At 71.5% G+C, this 18,697-nt stretch carries 16 protein-coding genes; 6 read left to right on the top strand and 10 right to left on the bottom strand.

All coding sequences use genetic code 11. The features are described 5' to 3' along the window. Positions 1-873, top strand: a complete 873-nt coding sequence (locus AB0I29_RS17900) for an alpha/beta fold hydrolase (RefSeq protein ID WP_357483833.1) — start codon at positions 1-3, stop codon at positions 871-873. Here AB0I29_RS17900 and AB0I29_RS17895 read toward each other — a convergent pair. From AB0I29_RS17895 to AB0I29_RS17885, 3 genes are all read right to left on the bottom strand, one after another. Beyond that, positions 848-1,102 carry a hypothetical protein gene (locus tag AB0I29_RS17895; protein WP_357483830.1) on the bottom strand — a complete coding sequence of 85 codons (255 nt, stop codon included), beginning with the start codon at positions 1,100-1,102 and terminating at the stop codon, positions 848-850. The genes AB0I29_RS17900 and AB0I29_RS17895 overlap by 26 nt on opposite strands. Positions 1,103-1,186: 84 nt before the next feature. After that, entirely contained in the window at positions 1,187-1,549 is a 363-nt protein-coding gene (locus tag AB0I29_RS17890; RefSeq protein WP_285101705.1) for a DUF2255 family protein, read from the bottom strand. Then, positions 1,546-2,421, bottom strand: coding sequence for a helix-turn-helix domain-containing protein (locus AB0I29_RS17885; RefSeq protein WP_357483827.1), 876 nt, complete (start codon positions 2,419-2,421; stop codon positions 1,546-1,548). Before AB0I29_RS17885 ends, AB0I29_RS17890 begins: the two co-directional genes overlap by 4 nt. Before the next feature lie 104 nt (positions 2,422-2,525). Between AB0I29_RS17885 and AB0I29_RS17880 the strand changes: the two genes are divergently transcribed. Continuing rightward, the gene (locus AB0I29_RS17880; protein WP_357483824.1) at positions 2,526-3,449 is read left to right on the top strand and encodes an alpha/beta hydrolase; all 924 of its coding nucleotides are present in this window, start codon (positions 2,526-2,528) and stop codon (positions 3,447-3,449) included. On the opposite strand, the gene AB0I29_RS17875 is transcribed toward AB0I29_RS17880, so the two are convergent. Both AB0I29_RS17875 and AB0I29_RS17870 read right to left on the bottom strand, forming a co-directional pair. After that, on the bottom strand, positions 3,424-4,728 hold the full coding sequence (locus AB0I29_RS17875) for a cytochrome P450 (protein ID WP_357483821.1): 1,305 nt from the start codon (positions 4,726-4,728) through the stop codon (positions 3,424-3,426). The genes AB0I29_RS17880 and AB0I29_RS17875 overlap by 26 nt on opposite strands. A gap of 41 nt (positions 4,729-4,769) precedes the next feature. After that, the gene (locus AB0I29_RS17870; RefSeq protein ID WP_285101709.1) at positions 4,770-5,951 is read right to left on the bottom strand and encodes an AI-2E family transporter; all 1,182 of its coding nucleotides are present in this window, start codon (positions 5,949-5,951) and stop codon (positions 4,770-4,772) included. Between the two features lie 150 nt (positions 5,952-6,101). On the opposite strand from AB0I29_RS17870, the gene AB0I29_RS17865 reads away from it, so the two are divergent. Then, on the top strand, positions 6,102-6,773 hold the full coding sequence (locus tag AB0I29_RS17865; protein ID WP_285101710.1) for a Type 1 glutamine amidotransferase-like domain-containing protein: 672 nt from the start codon (positions 6,102-6,104) through the stop codon (positions 6,771-6,773). A 64-nt stretch (positions 6,774-6,837) separates the two neighbouring features. Here AB0I29_RS17865 and AB0I29_RS17860 read toward each other — a convergent pair whose 3' ends face one another. Then, the gene (locus tag AB0I29_RS17860; protein WP_285101711.1) at positions 6,838-7,272 is read right to left on the bottom strand and encodes an ester cyclase; all 435 of its coding nucleotides are present in this window, start codon (positions 7,270-7,272) and stop codon (positions 6,838-6,840) included. 103 nt (positions 7,273-7,375) lie between these two features. On the opposite strand from AB0I29_RS17860, the gene AB0I29_RS17855 reads away from it, so the two are divergent. Further along, positions 7,376-8,218: a helix-turn-helix transcriptional regulator gene (locus AB0I29_RS17855; protein ID WP_357483815.1), complete on the top strand. Its 843-nt coding sequence runs from the start codon at positions 7,376-7,378 to the stop codon at positions 8,216-8,218. A 140-nt stretch (positions 8,219-8,358) separates the two neighbouring features. On the opposite strand, the gene dnaB is transcribed toward AB0I29_RS17855, so the two are convergent. Next, positions 8,359-9,723, bottom strand: coding sequence for a replicative DNA helicase (dnaB, locus tag AB0I29_RS17850; protein WP_285101714.1), 1,365 nt, complete (start codon positions 9,721-9,723; stop codon positions 8,359-8,361). A gap of 382 nt (positions 9,724-10,105) precedes the next feature. Here dnaB and AB0I29_RS17845 point away from each other — a divergent pair, with 382 nt between their 5' ends. Further along, positions 10,106-11,449: an MATE family efflux transporter gene (locus tag AB0I29_RS17845; RefSeq protein ID WP_357483811.1), complete on the top strand. Its 1,344-nt coding sequence runs from the start codon at positions 10,106-10,108 to the stop codon at positions 11,447-11,449. A 6-nt stretch (positions 11,450-11,455) separates the two neighbouring features. Here AB0I29_RS17845 and AB0I29_RS17840 read toward each other — a convergent pair whose 3' ends face one another. Beyond that, positions 11,456-12,259: a winged helix-turn-helix domain-containing protein gene (locus tag AB0I29_RS17840; protein ID WP_357483808.1), complete on the bottom strand. Its 804-nt coding sequence runs from the start codon at positions 12,257-12,259 to the stop codon at positions 11,456-11,458. A 479-nt stretch (positions 12,260-12,738) separates the two neighbouring features. Between AB0I29_RS17840 and AB0I29_RS17835 the strand changes: the two genes are divergently transcribed. Then, positions 12,739-16,749 (top strand): carboxypeptidase regulatory-like domain-containing protein, encoded by a 4,011-nt coding sequence (locus AB0I29_RS17835; RefSeq protein ID WP_357483805.1) that lies wholly within the window; start codon positions 12,739-12,741, stop codon positions 16,747-16,749. 212 nt (positions 16,750-16,961) lie between these two features. Here AB0I29_RS17835 and AB0I29_RS17830 read toward each other — a convergent pair whose 3' ends face one another. Both AB0I29_RS17830 and AB0I29_RS17825 read right to left on the bottom strand, forming a co-directional pair. Beyond that, entirely contained in the window at positions 16,962-18,053 is a 1,092-nt protein-coding gene (locus tag AB0I29_RS17830) for an inositol-3-phosphate synthase (protein ID WP_285101719.1), read from the bottom strand. Beyond that, on the bottom strand, positions 18,050-18,697 hold the full coding sequence (locus AB0I29_RS17825) for a PadR family transcriptional regulator (RefSeq protein ID WP_285101721.1): 648 nt from the start codon (positions 18,695-18,697) through the stop codon (positions 18,050-18,052). The genes AB0I29_RS17830 and AB0I29_RS17825 overlap by 4 nt, the downstream gene beginning before the upstream one ends.

The raw sequence follows: 18,697 nt of genomic DNA, 5'->3' as shown, positions 1-18,697 counted from the left end.
ATGTCACCCACGTTCGTGCTGGTCCACGGCGCCTTCGCCAACTCGTTCTCGTTCGCGCCGCTGCAGGCCGAGCTCGCCCTGCACGGGCACCGCTCCGCGGCGGTCGACCTGCCCGGCCACGGGTTCGAGGCCACCTACCCGGCCGCCTACCAGGCGCCGCAGGACCTGGCCGGCCTCGCCACCACGCCCGGCGCCATCAAGGGCGTGACCCTCGCCGACAACGCGGCACGCGTCATCGAGGTCCTCGAACGTGCCAGGAAGAACGGCCCGGTGATCCTGGTCGGCCACAGCCGGGGCGGCATCACCGTGACTGCCGTCGCCAACGCCCGCCCCGACCTGGTCGACCGCATCGTCTACGTCTCCGCCTGGGCACCCGTCGACCTGGACGTGGGCGACTACTACGCCCAGCCCGAGATGGCCGACGTCGACGCGGGGGCGCTCGCGGCCGTCGTCGCCGGCGACCCGGCCGCGCTGGGCCTGCTGCGTGCGAACTTCCGCACGGCCGACCCGGCGGTGCTGGCCGGCCTGAAGGAGGCGTTTCTCGCCGACGGCACCGACGACGAGCTCCGTACGTTCCTCACCACGTTCCAGCCGGACGAGAACCTCGACGTGGGTACGTCGGAGGACCGCGCCCAGGCGGAGACCTGGGGCACGATCCCCCGCTCGTACGTGCGGCTGGACGCGGACACGAGCATCCCGCCCGCTATGCAGGACCGGATGATCCGTGAGGGCGACGCGCTCACGCCCGGCAACCCGTACGACGTGCACACCCTCGCGTCCAGCCACCTCTCGTGGCTGGTCCGGCCGCGCGCGGCGGCCGAGGTGCTGGCAGGCCTGGCGGCCGGGCTCAGCGGGGTGCCCGCAGCAGGCTGAGCTGGAGCGCGACGGCCCCGGTGACCCGGGGCTCGTCGTCGGTGGCGAGCAGGTCGAGCAGGGCGCCCCGGAGCACGGCGAGGGCGAGCGTGCGGCGCGCCGCTCCGTCAGGGGCGTCCCGCTCGGGGGCGGGCTGGCGAGCGGCCAGGACCCCGAGCTCGTCCTCGCGCGTCCGGCGCAGGAGCGCCTTGATCAGGCCGTCCTTACTGCCCCACAGGAACATCAGCACGCGCGGGCTCGACCCGACGGCCGTACCTGGCGCGGGCGGGGTGAGGCGCCGGTCTCCGGCGGGGGTGTGGCCCGACCGGAGTCGTCACGCCGGAGAGATGCGCAGGGTCGCGGCGCGGGCTGTCCGGCCGACGGCGAAGGAGGCGGGCGCCCCGTACCTGCTCCGGTACGCCGCGTCCACCGCTGGCGCGGCCTCTGGCGCCGCGGGCTCGAAGCGGACCGCGACGGTCTCGCCGGCCACGCGCACGCGTCCCTCGCCGTGGCGGATCGCGGCGCGATACCACTGCGACGTCGTGCCCCGCTGCGACCGGACGTAGAGCTCGCCGTCGACGAGCACCATGCCGACCTCGACCTCGAGGGCGTCCGGGCCGGCGGGGCCGGCCGAGAGGTGCAGGGAGAACGCGTCGCGGAGCACCGCCTGCGTGGCTGCGGTCCAGGGCGCCGTCACGCCGACTCCGTCGCCGCGCTCGTTGCCTCCGCGGACGCTGTCCACGAGGCCAGGATGCGCAGCGCCTCGTCGGACGGCGACCCCGCCTCGGCGGTGAGCACCATCAGCCGCTGCCCGCTGCCGTCCGGGCTGGACCAGGTGTCGCAGTCGAGCGTCAGGTCGCCGACCACGCTGTGCCGGTACTGCTTGGTGCCGTACGTGGCACTGTTCACGCGGTGCTCGGCCCACCAGCGGCGGAAGTCGGGGTCGGCCACGGCGAGCTCGCCGACGAGCCGGGCGAGCTCGGGGTCGTCGGGGTCGGCGGCGGCTTCCATGCGCAGCGCGGCGACGGCGTCCCGCGCGTCGTGCTCCCACCGGACGTTGAGCGCGCGAACGGTCGGGTCGGTGAAGAGCAGGCGGACGTAGTTGCGCCGCGGCGCGGGGATCTCGCCGAAGTCGACGAAGAGGGCGACCGCCGCGGCGTTCCAGGCGAGGACGTCCATGCGCTTGCCGAGCACGATCGCCGGCGTGTCGGTGAGCTGGTCGAGCAGCCGCCGCATCGCCGGGCGCAGGGCCTGCCGGGCACGGCGGCGACGGGGCCGGGCATCGGCCTTGCCGGCGACCTCGTAGAGGTAGCGCTGCTGGTCCTCGTCGAGGCGGAGGGCCGACGAGAGCGTGGCGAGCACCGAGGCGGACGCGGCGACGCGACCCTGTTCGAGGCGGGTGTAGTAGTCCACGCTGATCGCCGCGAGCTGGGCCACCTCCTCACGGCGCAGCCCGGGCACCTTGCGCCGGGACAGGGTCTCGGGGAGGCCGGCGGCGTGGGGATCGAGCTCGGCCCGGCGTGCCTTGAGGAACGCACCGAGCTCTTCCGGATCGACGGGTGGGGTCATACGGACCATTCTGCGAGCGTGCGGGACGGCGTGGGAGGGCAGGATCCTTCCCCGGGAGGAACCCGACGCTGTTGCGGAGCGAGCGAGCGGCACAACCTGGTCGCATGAACCGAACAGACGTCATCTTCGACAGCGCCGGCATCTCCCTCGCCGGCCACCTCTACCTTCCGTCGTCCGACGCCGCCGCCCCGCTCCCCGCGGTTGTGGTCGGACACCCCGGGACCGGCGTCAAGGAGCAGACCGCCGGGACGTACGCGGCGCGTCTGGCCGAGCAGGGCTTCGTCACCCTCGCCTTCGATGCCGCCTACCAGGGCGAGAGCGGCGGGCTGCCGCGCGGGCTCGAGGATCCTGCCCACCGCATCGAGGACCTCAAGGCGGCGGTCTCGTACCTCGCCACCCGCCCCGAGGTGGACGCCGGGCGGATCGGGATGCTCGGCATCTGCGCCTCGGGCGGCTACGGCATCGCGGCGGCGGCGGGCGACCACCGGGTGCGAGCACTGGCCACCGTGAGCGGCGTCGACGTCGGGCGCCAGTTCCGCGAGGGCGCCGACGGGTCCCAGCCCTCGACCGTCGTCCAGGGGATGCTCGACGCCGCCGCGGTCGCCCGTACCGCCGAGGCGCGCGGCGAGGGCACGGGCATGTTCCCGGTCTTCCCGGGAACCGCGGAGGAGGCCCGGGCGCTCGGCGGTCGGCACGGCTTCGAGGGCTTCGAGTACTACCGCACGGAGCGAGGCGCGCACCCGCGTTCCGCCACGGAGTTCACCTGGTCGAGCGTCGACCGCATCGCGACCTCCGACCAGTTCCGGTTCGTCGGCCTGATCGCGCCGCGACCGCTGCTCGTCGTCCAGGGGACGGAGGCGGTGACCAAGCACATGGGCACCCTCGCCTTCGCCGAGGCGCACGAGCCCAAGGAGCTCCACTGGGTCGAGGGCGCCAGCCACGTCGACCTCTACGACAGGCCCGGGTTCGTCGGACCGGTCGTCGAGAAGCTGACCGGGTTCTTCACCCAGGGGCTCGCTGCGGTGTAGCCGCAGCGTCTCCCATGCCGTGGTCGGCGGCCCGCCAGGTCACGGGGAGCCGCTCGGCGTGCCGCACCCACGCCGAGGACGCCCAGGGCAGGTCACCGGGTGACCCGGTCAGCTGTACGTCCATGTGCCGCAGGAGCTGGTCGACGGCGGTGCGGGCGATCAGCCGGGCCAGCCGGGGTGCCGGGCAGGCGTGCGGCCCGGTGCCCCAGGACAGGTGGGAGCGGTTGTCGACCTCGTCCCACACGTCGCCGGTGTGCACGGCCGGATCCCGGTTCGCCGCGGCGATCGCCAGGACCAGGGCGTCGCCCTTGCGGATCCGGTGCCCGCCGAGCTCCATGTCCGTGAGGGCGAACCGCGGCGCGGGCGACTGGGCGATGGGGGACCTGCGCCACAGGACCTCGTCGAGCGTGCCGTCGAGCGTGAGGCGGCCGCCGGCGACCCGGGCGGCGAGGCTCCGGTCCGCCAGGATCTGGTGCAGCGTCTGCGTGATCCACGCGGTGAGGAAGATGGCAGCCGCGCTGACGGGCACGATCGCGCTGCTGGCGATCTCGCCGTCGTGCGCGAAGTTCTTGTGGACCGCGAGGTACGAGACCAGGTCCTGCCCGCCGTCCTCCCGCCGCTGGCGGATGTGCTCCAGGACGATCGCCGCGGTGTTCGCCTGGGCCCGGGCGACCTGGTCGCCGTCGCCGCTCACCAGGGCCGCGGCGTCGGCCATGAGCATGGCCCCGGTCTCCAGGTCGAACCCGAGCGTGGTGGTCATCGCGAGGAACCCGATGGGCCGGCAGTAGGCCTTGACCAGGTCACCGCTCCCGGACGGGCCCATCCGGTCGATGACGCGCTCGCACATGTCCGTGGTCCGCTCGCGGACCACCCGCTCGTCGAGGGCGGCCAGGGCGTCGTCCAGCGGCTCGCGCAGCCGCTTCCGCTCGTCGCCGTCGTGGTAGAAAGCCGTCGGGCGCGGCTCCGCCGGGGTGTAGGTGCCGATCGCCGTGCCGGCAGGTAGCAGGTTCTCGGCGTTCCACCGCCAGTTGGCCGCGTTCCTGCTGAAGTCGAACTCGGAGCGCATCACGTGACAGTTCTCGGAGTGCCCCAGGACCAGCCACGCCGGGATCACGACGTCGTCCTTGCGCTCGATCTCGATCGGCGCCACCGGGCCCCACTGCGCACGCAACCGGGCGTAGTGCTCCTGGGGGTCCGGGCTGCTGGTGATCTCGGTCAGGGAGGTGAGCCCGGTGTGGCTCTCCAGCGAGGCCGTGCTCCGGGTCGTCTGCGGGATCATGGGCGACATCTGACCACGATCGTCGGGCGCTCCGGAAGGCCTCAGGATTTCTCATCTCGAACACTGGTCACCGTCTCGGGCCGCTTCTGCCGGGCGAAGCGGGCCGGCAGGTCGGGCCCGTCCCACACCTGGATGGCACGCCAGATCGACGCTGCGACCGGCACGGCGAGGACGGCGCCGGTGATGCCGGCGAGCACCGTGCCCGCGGTCAGGGCGAACAGGATGACGAGCGGGTGCAGGCGCAGGGTCCGGCCCATCACGATCGGCTGGAGGAAGTCGCCCTCGAGCTGGTTCACGGCGATGACGATCGCGACCACGACGAGCGCCTCGACCGGCCCGACGGCGACGAGCGTGACCAGGGCCGCGAGGATGCCGGCCACCGTGGCGCCGACCAGGGGGATGAACGCGAGCAGGAAGACGAGCACGGACAGCGGGACGACGAGCGGCACCCCCACGATCGCGAGGCCGATCCCGATGCCGATCGCGTCGACCAGCGCCACGATCGCCGTGCCGCGCACGTAGCCGCCGAGCGTGCTGACGGTTGCGCTGCCCACGCGCTGCCCACGTTCGTAGCGATGGCCCTCGAAGGGTCGCAGCAGGAACTCCCACATCGCCGGCCCGTCCTTCAGGAAGAAGAACAGGACGACGATCATGATGAAGAAGCCCGCGATGAAGTCGGCGGTCTGGGAGACGCCCGCGATGGCGCCGGAACCCACGGCGTCGGACTGCAGCAGGTTCAACGCGGACTCCCGCACCGACGCGATCTGCTCGTCGGTGATGTCGAAGGGCAGGTCCTGGACGTAGGCCTCGAGGGAGTCGAAGCCGTCGAGCGCCTGCCGGACCAGCTCGTCCCACTGGTCCACGACGGCCCGCACCACGAGCCACACGATCGCGGACAGCAGCGCGACCAGGGCCAGGAGCGCGACCCACGTCGCCAGCAGCGAGGGCCACCCGCGGCGGCGCAGGAACGACACCAGCGGGGAGATGGCTGCCGCCAGCACGAGCGCGATGAGCACGGGGATGACGACGAGGGTCAGGCGGGTGCCCACGTACCCGAAGACGACGACGACCGCGACGACCGCGAGGATCTGCAGCGACCGGGTGCCGACGCGGCCGAACCCGTCGGACCACAGCCGGGACGCCGGGCTCCGGGCGGGCTCGGCAGACTGCTCCAGGGTGACTGGGCGGGCGGGGGGCGGTGTACGTCGGCCGAAGAGACCCATCGCCTGTCCTCCTTGTGCGGCTGGTACCGACCGTGCCGACGCTAGTGCGGTCGCGCCCAGGTCGCGAGACGTGACCGATGAATCTCCTGGTCGAACCAGGTCTACGGATGGTCTCGTTCTCGTCCGACCCTCGTCCACCCAGGAGCTGTCATGCGACTGCTGCTCACCTCGGCAGGCATCAGGAACTCGACCATCCGCGACGCGCTGCTCGGTCTTCTCGGCCGGCCGGTCGCCGAGTGCCGCGCCCTCTGCATCCCGACGGCGATGTACGGGCACCCCCAGGTGGGACCAGGAACCGGGGCGTGGAGGTTCATCGCCGGCCGGTCGGACGAGCCCATGACCGAGCTGGGCTGGAAGTCCGTGGGCGTCCTGGAGCTCACCGCGCTGCCCTCGATCGACGAGCAGCACTGGGTGCCGCTGGTCCGGGACGCCGACGTCCTGCTCGTGTCGGGCGGCGACGCCCTGTACCTGAGCCACTGGATGCGAGAGTCCGGCTTCGCCGGGCTCCTGCCGTCGTTGACCGAGACGGTGTACGTGGGGATGAGCGCGGGCAGCATGGTGCTGACACCGCGCATCGGTCAGGACTTCGTCGAGTGGACGCCCCCGTCGGGCGACGACACCACGCTCGGGGTCGTCGACTTCTCGATCTTCCCGCACGTCGACCACCCGATGCTGCCGGAGAACACGATGGCGGCCGCGGAGAAGTGGGCGGCCGGGCTCGGCGGTCCGGCTTACGCGATCGACGACGACACCGCCATCGCGGTGGTCGACGGCGCGGTCGAGGTCGCCTCCGAGGGGCAGTGGAGGTATCTCAACGGCTGAGCCGGCGGGGACGGCCCGGCTCGTGCCCGGTCCGTCCCCGCCTCGCCCAGCCCCTGACCTCGGCCTACTCGGCGAGCTGGGCCTGCAGCGCGACGCCGTCCATGAGGTACCACATGTGCTTGAACCGGCCGTCGACGACCTCGTAGAACGCGGTCTCGGCGAAGGTCACGGTCGCTCCGGTCGGTGCGAGACCGTTCCACTCCGCCACCGGGGTCCCGGTGTCGACGAGGCGGGCCGCCACGTGGGTGCCGTCGACCAGGAGCTCCTGGAGCTCCCAGGACAGGTCGGGGACGGCATCGGTGTGCCGGCGGAACTCGGCCACCATGTCGTCCCGGGAGACCGGTGTGCCGTTCATGATGACCTCGTCGTGCGCGAACTCGTCCATGCGGTCGAAGTCGCGGTTGTTCGCCAGCTCGATGTAGCGGCGGTAGAAGTCGCGCAGCTCGTCGGGGGTCATCCCTGCGGTCTGCGGCGCCGTTCCTGTCGTGTCAGTGCTCATGCCGACGAGTCTTGCTGCGCGTCCGCCGCGGCATAAGGGACCGGGCGAGGGGCGTACTGGCAGGGCCACCCTCCGCCTCGCGGGCCCGTGATACGACTGGGGCGTGGTCGTGAACTCCCGAGAGCTCGCCGGCAGCCTGCGCGTGTGGCGCGACAGGGTGTCGCCCGCCGACGCGGGACTGTCCGCGGGCCCGCGGCGGCGCGTTCCGGGCCTGCGCCGTCAGGAGGTCGCGGAGCTCGCGGGTCTCTCGGTCGAGTACCTCGCCCGCCTGGAGCAGGGTCGGGCCGGGCAGCCGTCGAGCTCGGTGCTGATGTCGCTGGCCCGGGTGCTCCGGCTGTCCGACCAGGAGCGGACGCACCTGTTCCGGCTGGCGGACCAGGCCGAGCCGCTGCCGGGCCAGATCAAGCGCCACATCACAGCCAGCGTCCAGCGCATCCTGGACCGTCTGACCGACACGCCCGTCACGGTCGTCGACGCGTCGTGGCAGTGTGTGCTCTCCAACGCCATGGGCTACGCGCTGACCGGTGACACGACGGCGCTGCCGCAGCGGGAGCAGAACCTCGCGTGGACCACGTTCATGAACACGCCGACCCGCTACGTGCGCACCGACGAGGAGGAACGGCTCCTGCGCCTGGAGGTTGTCGCCGACCTCCGCGAGGCGTGGGTGCGCTACCCGCAGGACACCCTGCTGCGTGGGCTCATCGCGGAGCTCCAGGACGTGAGTCCCGACTTCGCGGAGCTGTGGGCGAGGCGGGTGCCGCCGCAGCCCGCCCCGGTGAGCAGGACTTTCCTGCACCCCGACATCGGGCCGATCACCCTCGACTGCGACATCCTCACCGTCCGGGACAGCGACCTGCGCCTGCTCGTCTACACGGCCGGACCCGGCACCGAGGCCGCAGGGCAGATCGAGCTCCTCGCGACGATCGGCGTCCAGCGGTTCGGCTGACCGGTACGGGTCTCGTCGTGAGCGACGAGCAGTGGAACGACATCTTCCGCGCGGTGCGAGACGCGGGCCACGGTCCCTGGATCTGTCCGGTGTGACCTCCGGCGACCCAGGTCAGCCCAGCGCCTCGTCGACACCAGGGCTCACACCTGCATGTCCACGAAGCGCTGGTAGTGGCCCTGGAACGCGACCGTGATCACGTCGGTGGGGCCGTTACGGTGCTTGGCCACGATCAGGTCGGCCTCGCCGGCGCGCGGCGACTCCTTCTCGTAGGCGTCCTCGCGGTGCAGCAGGATCACGACGTCGGCGTCCTGCTCGATGGAGCCCGACTCACGGAGGTCAGACATCTGCGGCTTCTTGTCGCTGCGCTGCTCGGCGCCTCGGTTGAGCTGTGAGATGGCGATGACGGGCACCTCGAGCTCCTTCGCGAGCAGCTTGAGCGACCGCGAGAACTCGGAGACCTCCTGCTGACGCGACTCGACGCGCTTGCCGGACGACATGAGCTGGAGGTAGTCGATGACCACGAGCTTGAGGTCGTGCTTCTGCTTGAGGCGCCGGCACTTGGCCCGGATCTCCATCAGCGACATGTTGGGCGAGTCGTCGATGAACAGCGGCGCGTCGGAGACCTTGCCCATGGTGGCGGCGAGCTTCTGCCAGTCCCCGTCGTCCATGTTGCCGCTGCGCATCTTGGTCAGCGGCACGCGGGCCTCGGCGGCGAGCATTCGCATGACGATCTCGTTGCGGCTCATCTCCAGGGAGAAGATGACGGAGGCCATGTCGTGGTGGATGGCCGCATGAGAAGCGACGTTAATTCCTAAAACGGACTTTCCGACGGCCGGCCGGGCCGCGACGACGATCATCTGACCGCCGTGCAGGCCGTTGGTCAGCCGGTCGAAGTCGGAGTACCCCGTCGGCACACCGGTGAGCCCCTCGCCGCGGCCCTGCGCGGCGTCGATCTCGTCGAAGGTCGGCCCGATGATCTCGGCGAGCGGCAGGTAGTCCTCGGACGCGCGCCGCTCGGTCACGGCGTAGACCTCGGCCTGCGCGTTGTTGACGACGTCGTCCACCTCGCCGCCGTCGGTGGCGTAGCCCATCTGCACGATGCGGGTGCCGGCCTCCACCAGGCGGCGCATGATGGCGCGCTCGCGCACGATCTTGGCGTAGTACCCGGCGTTGGCGGCCGTGGGCACGCCCGCCATGAGGTCGTGGATGTACGGGGCGCCGCCCACGCGGGCGTGCTCACCCCGGCGCTGCAGCTCGGCGACCACGGTGATGGCGTCGGCGGGCTCGCCGCGACCGTAGAGGTCGATGATCGCGTCGTAGATCGCCTCGTGCGCGGGGCGGTAGAAGTCGTTGCCGCGGATCTGCTCGATCACGTCGGCGATCGCGTCCTTGGACAGCAGCATGCCGCCCAGCACGCTCATCTCGGCGGGGACGTCCTGCGGCGGCGTCCGGTCGAGGCCGGGGCTCCCGCCGGAGTAGCTCGACTCGAGCTCCTCGATCGACATCCGCGCCTCCAGCCTTCCTGATCTCGTGACATCCCGTGACGCCCGGGCACACGCTACGCGTGCGTCCGGTCGATGTCCTACACCTGTTCTACTCCTCGCCACCGACACTCTCGGGACATCGGCACCGACACGCCTTTGTGTCGTGCACGACAGTCCCCGGACATCAGACCAGCAAGCTAGCTCCGCTGACGCTAGGCCCCTGCGCACCCGAGCGCAACGAGACCTGTGGACAAGCCTGTGCACATCCATGTGGAAAGGTGGCCCAGGGCTGTGCACAGCGGGTGGACAACCCTGTCCCCAGTTGTGGATAACCCCTGTGTAAAACATCGACATGCCCTCTGACCTGCGTTGACGCAACCCCCAGCCTGTGGAGGAAAGAAAGTTGGGCGAGCCTCGCCACACCCCCGGTTCATCGCGGTCCATCGACCGGGAGATCCTCGCCCTCGCGGTACCCGCCCTCGGGGCCCTGATCGCCGAACCCGTCTTCGTGCTCGTGGACAGCGCGGTCGTGGGCCACCTCGGCACGGCCCAGCTCGCGGGCCTCTCGCTCGCGAGCAACGTGCTGCTCACGCTCGTCGGGCTGTGCGTCTTCCTTGCGTACACCACCACCGCCTCGGTGGCCCGGCTGACCGGTGCGGGCCGGGAACGCCAGGCCCTGCAGTCCGGCATCGACGGGATGTGGCTGGCGCTCGGGATCGGCGCGGTCCTCGTCGTCGTCCTGCTGCTCGCCGCCCCGCTGACGGTGGCCGCGCTGGGTGCTCACGGCGACGTCGCGCACCATGCCGTGACGTACCTGCGGTGGTCCGCGCCGGGGCTCGCCGGGATGCTCGTGGTCCAGGCCGCGACCGGTGTGCTGCGCGGCCTGCGTGACACGCGCACGCCCCTGGTCGTCGCCGCCGCGGGGGCCGTGCTCAACACGGTGCTCAACATCGCGCTCGTGTACGGCGTGGGCATGGGGATCGCCGGGTCGGGGCTCGGGACCGCGATCACCCAGCTGCTCATGGCCGTCGTGCTGGGCGTGATCGTGGTGCGCGGCGCCCGGCGGCGCGGTGCCAGCCTGCGTCCGCACCGCGCGGGCATCCTGTCCGGCGCGCGGGCCGGCGCGCCCCTGGTGGTCCGCACCCTCAGCCTGCGCGCCGCCATCCTGCTCACCGTGGTCGTCGCGACGGGCCTCGGCGACGTCGCGCTCGCCGGGCACCAGGTGGTCAGCTCGCTGTGGGGCCTCGCGGCGTTCGCGCTCGACGCGCTCGCCATCGCGGCACAGGCCCTGGTGGGGCACGGGCTCGGGGCCGGCGACGTCGCCCACGTCCGGGGCGTGCTGCGCCGGTGCCTGCAGTGGGGCGTCGGCGCGGGGGCCGTGATCGGCCTGCTCCTCGCGGCGGCCGGCTGGTGGATCGCGCCCCTCTTCTCGCCCGACCCCGACGTGCGCGTCGCCATCGCGCTCGGCATCGCCGTCTGCGGTGTGCTCATGCCGATGGCGGGCTGGGTCTTCGTGCTGGACGGCGTCCTCATCGGCGCCGGCGACGGCCGCTACCTCGCCTGGGCGGGCATGGCGACGCTCGTGGCCTACCTCCCGTTCGCGCTCGCGGTCGCCGCCTGGGCGCCCGAGGGCGCACGCGGGCTCGCCTGGCTCTGGCTCGCGTTCGCCGGTGTGTTCATGGCCGCGCGCGCCGTGACCACCGGCTGGCGCGCCCGCGGCGACCGCTGGCTGGTGACGGGGGCGTGAGGCAGGTCAGGCCCACACCTTGAGCCGGTAGCCCACGCCCCGCACCGACGCGACCTCCACGTCGCGCACGGGCGCGAGCCGCTTGCGCAGCCGCTTCACCGCGGACGTCACCGGGTCGGAGTCGCCGAGGTAGGGCAGCTGCCACACCCGCGCCGTGAGCTCGGCGAACGACCACACCCGCCCGGCCTCCAGGGCGAGCGTCGCGAGCAGGTCGAACTCCCGCGCCGACAGGTACACGCGCCGGCCCAGCGCCGTGACCTCCCGGGCGGCCAGGTCCACGAGCAGCGGCCCGGCCACGAGCGGTTCGAGCACGGGCGGCGCGACCATCGGGACGGCGCCCGTGACGGCAGGAACCGGACCCGTGACCGGGCGCATCGCCTCGGTGACGACCGGCAGCGCGCCCGTCGCCGACCGGGCCGGCGCGGGGATCGTCGCCACGGGCAGCACGGGGGACGCCGTCCACTGCGCGGGCAGGAACTCCGGGGCGGGGTGTACCGCCGGGTCGGTGAGGTTGTCCGGGAGCCGGTCGGTCGGGTGCCCGGAGAGGTGCCGGCCGTAGGCCCGCTCGTCCGCCGGGCCGGGGTTGTCGAAGCGTTCGGGCTGCGTGCCGAGGCCACGCCAGGGCGCGTCGCCGGCGCGCCGCGGCGCGGTCTGGGGGGTGAGCACGGCGCGGGCCCCGTCGGCGTCGGGCGTGGCGAGCACCGTGGCCTGGCCGCGCAGGAGCCGGGCGATCTCGATGATCTGGTCGGAGGGGAGGCCCACGCAGACGACGAGGCCGGGAGTGGTTCCTGGTGCGGGGTCGTGCGTCATTGACTCGCCCTCCATGGTCGACCGTTCAGGCGCGGACCGGGTTAAACCTGGCCGGCGCGCGCCAGTTTGCCCCCGAGTCGTACCGCTTGGGTCAATTTTTCGTTACCTACCCGTTGCGTGCGGGATATGGCGCATTCCCGCCCGAATGACGGTATTGCGTCACTTGACACCGTATAGGGTGAACTTTGCGGCTCTTGGGGTGAAATTGATTCTGGACTCTTGACAAGGGCAACCGCTGGGCTCGGTCCGTGTCTTGACCGGAAACTGACCTTCGCTCGACCGTGAACCGACCTTGTTCGCAGGAGGCGTCCAGCCGACGGTAGGACGCGGTCCACAGCAAGTGGATCGCCGTCGCGCGCTCCCGCGGAACTGCAGCGGGTGCGCCCGAGCATGGAGGCCCCATGTACCGTCGCAGGAAAATTGCAGGGAGGGCGACGACCGCCGTCACAACGGCGCTCGCGCTCCTGGCAACCTCAGCGGTGACCGTTGCTCCGGCAGCGCTCGCCCAGACCGTCCCGACGACCACCCTTGCCGCCGCCGACGAGCCCGAGGAGAAGCTCAGCGCCAAGGTCCTTGCCCAGCTGGAGGACAAGAAGACCGCGGACTTCTGGATCCAGTTCACGGACAAGGCGGACCTGGCACCGGCCGAGGACATCGCCGACTGGGACGAGCGCGGCCAGTTCGTCTACGACGCGCTGCATGCCACGGCCAAGAAGTCCCAGGCCTCGGTGGCCAAGGAGCTGACGGCGGCCGGCGCGAACTTCCAGAGCTACTGGATCAACAACGCGATCTTCGTCGACGACGGCTCGCTCGCGCTCGCCGAGAGCCTCGCGACCAGCAGCACGGTCGCCGGGATCCACGAGCAGATCACCATGCAGAACGAGCAGCCGGTCGAGAAGAAGGCGTCCGGCGAGAAGTCTGCGGCCGCCGTCGAGTGGGGCCTCGACGCGATCAACGCACCCGAGGTGTGGGAGCAGGGCTACACCGGCGCGGGCATCGTGGTGGCGAACTTCGACACCGGTGTGGACGCCACGCACCCGGCGCTGCAGAGCAAGTACCGCGGGTACAACGCCGACGGCACGTACGACAACGACTACAACTACTTCGACATCCCCGACACCTGTGGTGGCGGCGCACCCTGCGACTCCGGCGAGCACGGTACCCACACCATGGGCACCATCGTCGGCGGCACGGGTGCCAACCAGATCGGCGTCGCGCCCGACGCCACCTGGATCGCGTCGAACTGCATCGACAACGCCGGCTGCGAGTGGGACGACTACCTCGCGAACGCGCAGTGGTTCCTCGCTCCGACCCGTGCGGACGGCAGCGACGCGGACCCGTCGAAGCGGCCGCACGTGGTCAGCAACTCGTGGGGCATCCCGCCGGGCGTCAACCTGCCCGAGGACTGGATGAGCGCCGAGACGCAGGCCTGGAACGCCGCGGGCATCTTCGGTGCCTGGGCCGGCGGCAACGAGGGTCCGGCGTGTGAGTCGGGCCGCTTCCCCGGTGAGTTCACGCACACCTACTCGGTCGGCGCGTTCGACGTGAACGGCGCCATCGCGTCGTTCTCGGCGCGTGGTCCGGGGCGTGAGGGCACCCTGCTGCCGAACATCGCCGCCCCTGGCGTGAACGTGCGCTCCTCCATCCCTGGTGGTGGCTACGCGAGCTTCAGCGGCACCTCCATGGCCACCCCGCACCTCGCGGGCGCCATCGCGCTGCTGTGGAGCGCCGCTCCGTCGCTGGTCGGCGACATCGAGGGCACCATCGCGCTCCTCGACGAGACCGCCATCGACACCGAGGACCTCTCGTGCGGCGGTACCCCGGAGCGCAACAACGTCTGGGGCGAGGGCAAGCTCGACGTCGCCGCGCTCGTGGACGCCGCTCCGACGGCCGGCACCGGCACCCTCTCGGGCACCGTCGCGGACGCCTCCGGCACGCCGATCGCCAACGCGTCGGTCGTCGTCGACGGCGAGCGGGACCGGACCGTCTCGACGGACGAGACCGGCGCCTGGTCGGCAGCGGTCCTCGCCGGCGACTACAGCGTGTCTGCCTCGGCCTTCGGCTACCTCACCTCGGCGCCCGCCGCCGTGACGGTGGACGTGGACGAGACCGAGACGGTCGCCATCACCCTGGAGTCGGCCCCGCGGCACACCGTCACGGGTACGGTCCAGCTCGAGGGGTCCGGTGAGCCGGTCGCCGGCACGCCGGTCACTCTCCGCGGATCACCGTTCGAGCCGGCCACGACCGGTGCGGACGGCACGTTCGAGTTCGCCGACGTGCCCGAGGGCACCTACTCGCTGGCCGTCCAGCTGGGCGGTTGCGCCGCTCCGTACGACGGCGAGCTCGTGGTCGACGGCGCGGAGGACGTGGACATCGACCTCGTCCCGAACGTCGACGCCGGCGGCTACTCGTGCTCGGTCACGACCGCCGACTACCGCCAGGGCGACACCCGCGTGACCCTGTCGGGCGACGACGCGTCGACGTCCGTGAACCTGCCGTTCTCCTTCCCGTTCTACGGCGAGGAGTACTCGCGGGCGTTCGTGACGACCAACGGCCACATCAACTTCCTGGCCGCCAACAACGCGTACGCCAACACGACGATCCCGTCGACGGGCGTGCCCAACGCGGCGCTCTACCCGTTCTGGGACGACCTCAACCTCGACTCGGCCGCCGGCCTGTACTCGGGGACGACCACCGTCGACGGCGTGGACGCCTACGTGCTGGAGTGGCGCAACATCCGGAAGTACGACGCCGAGTCCGACCGGCTGAACTTCTCGGTGACGATGCTGGCCAACGGTGACGTGACCTTCGGGTACGGCGCCGTGACCGACTCCGCCGGCGCGAAGGGCAGCTCGGCCACCATCGGTGTGGAGAACGCGAGCGGTACCGTCGCCACGCAGTTCTCGTACAACTCCCCGGTGCTGTCCGAGGGTCTGTCGATCGCGTTCGACGCCCCGCCGGTCGCCACGGTGGCGGGCGTGGTCGAGGACTACAACACGCAGGAGCCGATCGAGGGCGCCGACGTCACCCTGACCTCGGCGGACGGCACGGAGGTCACCGCGACCACCGCGGCGGACGGCACCTACTCCACCCTGGTGAGCCTGGGCGACTACTCGGTCGAGATCGCGGCGGACGACTACCAGTCGGCCACCAAGAGCGCGTCCGTGGTCGGCGAGGGTTCCGACGTCACCGTGAGCGCGCAGCTCAAGGCCGGCAAGCTGACGGTCTCGAAGACCGCCATCGACGCCAGCCTGGCGATCGGCGGCTCCGCGTCGCGCAACATCAAGATCACCAACACCGGCTCCGCGCCGGCCGAGGTGGACCTGGCTGCGCGCGGCGGCGAGTACGTCGTGCTCGGCGGCGACACCGCGTCCACGAGCGGCGTCGTGAAGGGTGTCCAGGGCAAGGCGACGGCGGCCAAGCTGCCGTTCTCGTCCGGCGGCAGCAAGCTCACCGGTCTGCGCAGCAGCGGCTCCGCAGGCGCCGCCACGGGCCAGGTCGCCGCGGCGGCCTACCCGGACGTGGCCGCCGACGAGGTGGTCCTGTCGCACTCCACCTCGCACGAGATCGTCGCGGCGAGCTCGGTGGCCTGCCCGTCGGGCATCACCAAGCTGCTGCGCACCTACACCCCGGGTGACTTCGGCATCACGGCCGGCTTCCAGCCGACCAGTGTCACGTTCGGGATCCAGGAGGTGGCCACGCCGTCGACCACGGCCACGGTCACCCTCTACACGCTGTCGGGTGCGTTCACGTACGCCAACCTGACCCCGATCGGGTCGGGCCAGGTCACCGTGACCGACGACTTCGGCTCCTGGTACACGGTGCCGATCGACGCCGAGGCGACCATCGCCCCGGACGACATCCTGGTGGTCGAGGTCGCGGGCGCGGCCATCTACGTGGGCGGCAACCCCGCCGCGGAGACCAGCCCGACCTACCTCGCCTCGGACGGCTGCGGTACCCCGGAGCCGACGACCGCCGACAGCCTGGGCTTCCCGGACTCCAACCTGGTCATCGACGTGACCGGTGAGGTGGCCGGCAGCGGTGGTGGCGTCGAGTGGCTGGACGTCCAGCCGCCGTCGTTCACCCTGGCGCCGGGCAAGAGCGTGACCGCGGTGGCGACCATCACGGCCGCCGTCGACCAGCCGGGCACCTACACGGCGTCGATCAATATCGGCAACGACACGCCGTACGACGTCACCCCGGTGACGGCGACCATGTCGGTGAAGGCGCCCGCGGGCTGGGGCAAGATCACGGGCACGGTGAGCGGCGGCGGTGCGCCGATCGAGGACGCGGTCGTGGCCCTCGACGGCGTCTCGTACGACGTCGTGCTGCGGACGGATGCCGAAGGTACGTACTCGTACTGGATGCAGAAGTCGAACGCCCCGCTGCAGGTGACCGTCTCCGCCGACGGGTTCGTCCCGGCGACCAAGAAGGCCCAGATCATCGCGGGCCAGACGACGGTCTACAACTTCGGGCTGACCGCACTGTAACAGGCGGTCCCACGAAGTAGGTCGCCTGTCCGGCGGCCGCTCTGTCGAGGTCTGGGTCTCGACAGGGCGGCCGGCCGGGCGGGCGTCCGGCGCGTCAGCTGCTCCGCGTCAGCGCTCGATTTCCGCTGAGCGCTTCCGCTGCGCTCCGCTTCGGCCGGATGCCTCGTACCTCGGCCTCCAACCTCCGCTGCGCTCCGCGTCAGCGCTCGATGTCACCGCTCGATGTCACCGCGGATGAAGGCCTCCAGCTGCGCCCGCCCCGCGGTGTCCTCCATCTGCACGGGCGGGGACTTCATGAAGTAGGTCGCCGCCGACAGGATCGGGCCGCCCACGCCGCGGTCCTTCGCGATCTTGGCCGCCCGCACCGCGTCGATGATGATGCCCGCGGAGTTGGGGGAGTCCCACACCTCGAGCTTGTACTCCAGGCTGAGCGGCACCTCGCCGAACGCGCGGCCCTCGAGTCGCACGTACGCCCACTTGCGGTCGTCGAGCCAGGCGACGTAGTCCGACGGGCCGATGTGGACGTTGCGGTCCTCCTTCTTGCCGGCCAGGGGGCCGGTGAGGTTGGACGTCACGGCCTGCGTCTTGGACAGCTTCTTCGACTCCAGCCGGTCACGCTGCAGCATGTTCTTGAAGTCCATGTTGCCGCCCACGTTGAGCTGGTAGGTGCGGTCGAGGACGACGCCACGTTCCTCGAACAGCTTGGCCAGCACGCGGTGCGTGATGGTCGCGCCGACCTGCGACTTGATGTCGTCGCCGACGATCGGCACGCCGGCCTCCTCGAACTTGGCGGCCCACTCCGGGTCGGAGGCGATGAACACCGGCAGGGCGTTCACGAACGCGACGCCGGCCTCGATCGCGCACTGCGCGTAGAACTTGGCGGCCTCCTCGGAGCCCACCGGCAGGTAGCAGACGAGCACGTCGACCTCGGCGGCGCGCAGCGCGGCGACGACGTCGACGGCCTCCTTCGTGGACTCGTCGATCGTGGCGCGGTAGTAGTCGCCGAGACCGTCGAGGGTCGGGCCCCGCTGGACCGTCACGCCGGTCGGCGGGACGTCGGCGATCTTGATCGTGTTGTTCTCGGACGCGTTGATGGCCTCGGCCAGGTCGAACCCGACCTTCTTCGCGTCGACGTCGAACGCCGCGACGAACTCGAGGTCCGACACGTGGTAGTCGCCGAACTGCACGTGCATGAGGCCCGGGACGGTGCTCGCCGGGTCGGCGTCACGGTAGTAGTGCACGCCCTGGACCAGGGACGAGGCGCAGTTGCCTACGCCGACGATGCCCACGCGGATGGAGGTCATCCTCGCTCCTTCTTCGTTTGTTCCTGCTGCGGTGCGGGGCCCTGCGCCGCGGCGCGTCCCCGCTCGGTGGAGATGAGGCTGTCGAGCCAGTGCACTTCGCGCTCGACCTTCTCGAGCCCGAAGCGCCGGAGCTCGAGCGCATATTCGTCGAGCCTCGAACGCGGGTGCGTCGTGGACTCGCGGAAGGCCTCCAGGCGCTCGGTCAGCCGGGTGCGCCGGCCCTCGAGCACGCGGAGGCGGGTCTCGGCGTCGGTCTGCCCGAAGAGCGCGAACCGCACGTCGAAGTTGTCGTCCTCCCAGGCCGCGGGCCCGGCGGTGGCCAGGACGGACTGGAGGTGCTCCTTGCCCTCGGCGGTCAGCTCGTAGACCACACGACGTCGTCCGAGGGGCATGGGCTTGGTGGTCCGGCCGGGGATCCCGGCCTTCCCCTTGCGGGGTGACGACGGCGTGGGTTCGCTCTCGGTGGTCTCGATCAGACCCCGCGTGACCAGGCCCTTCAGGGCCGGGTAGAGCGTGCCGTAAGAGAAGGCACGGAACGAGCCCAGCACCAGGTTGAGGCGCTTGCGGAGCTCGTAGCCGTGCAACGGGGACTCGTTGAGCAGGCCGAGGACGGCGGTCTCCAGCACGTCGGACCGACTACGCAC

It is taken from the genome of Promicromonospora sp. NPDC050262, assembly GCF_040655935.1.
GTDB lineage: Bacteria > Actinomycetota > Actinomycetes > Actinomycetales > Cellulomonadaceae > Promicromonospora.
The sequence above is the reverse complement of the archived record's forward strand: the minus strand, read 5'-3'. Positions and strand labels throughout refer to the sequence as shown.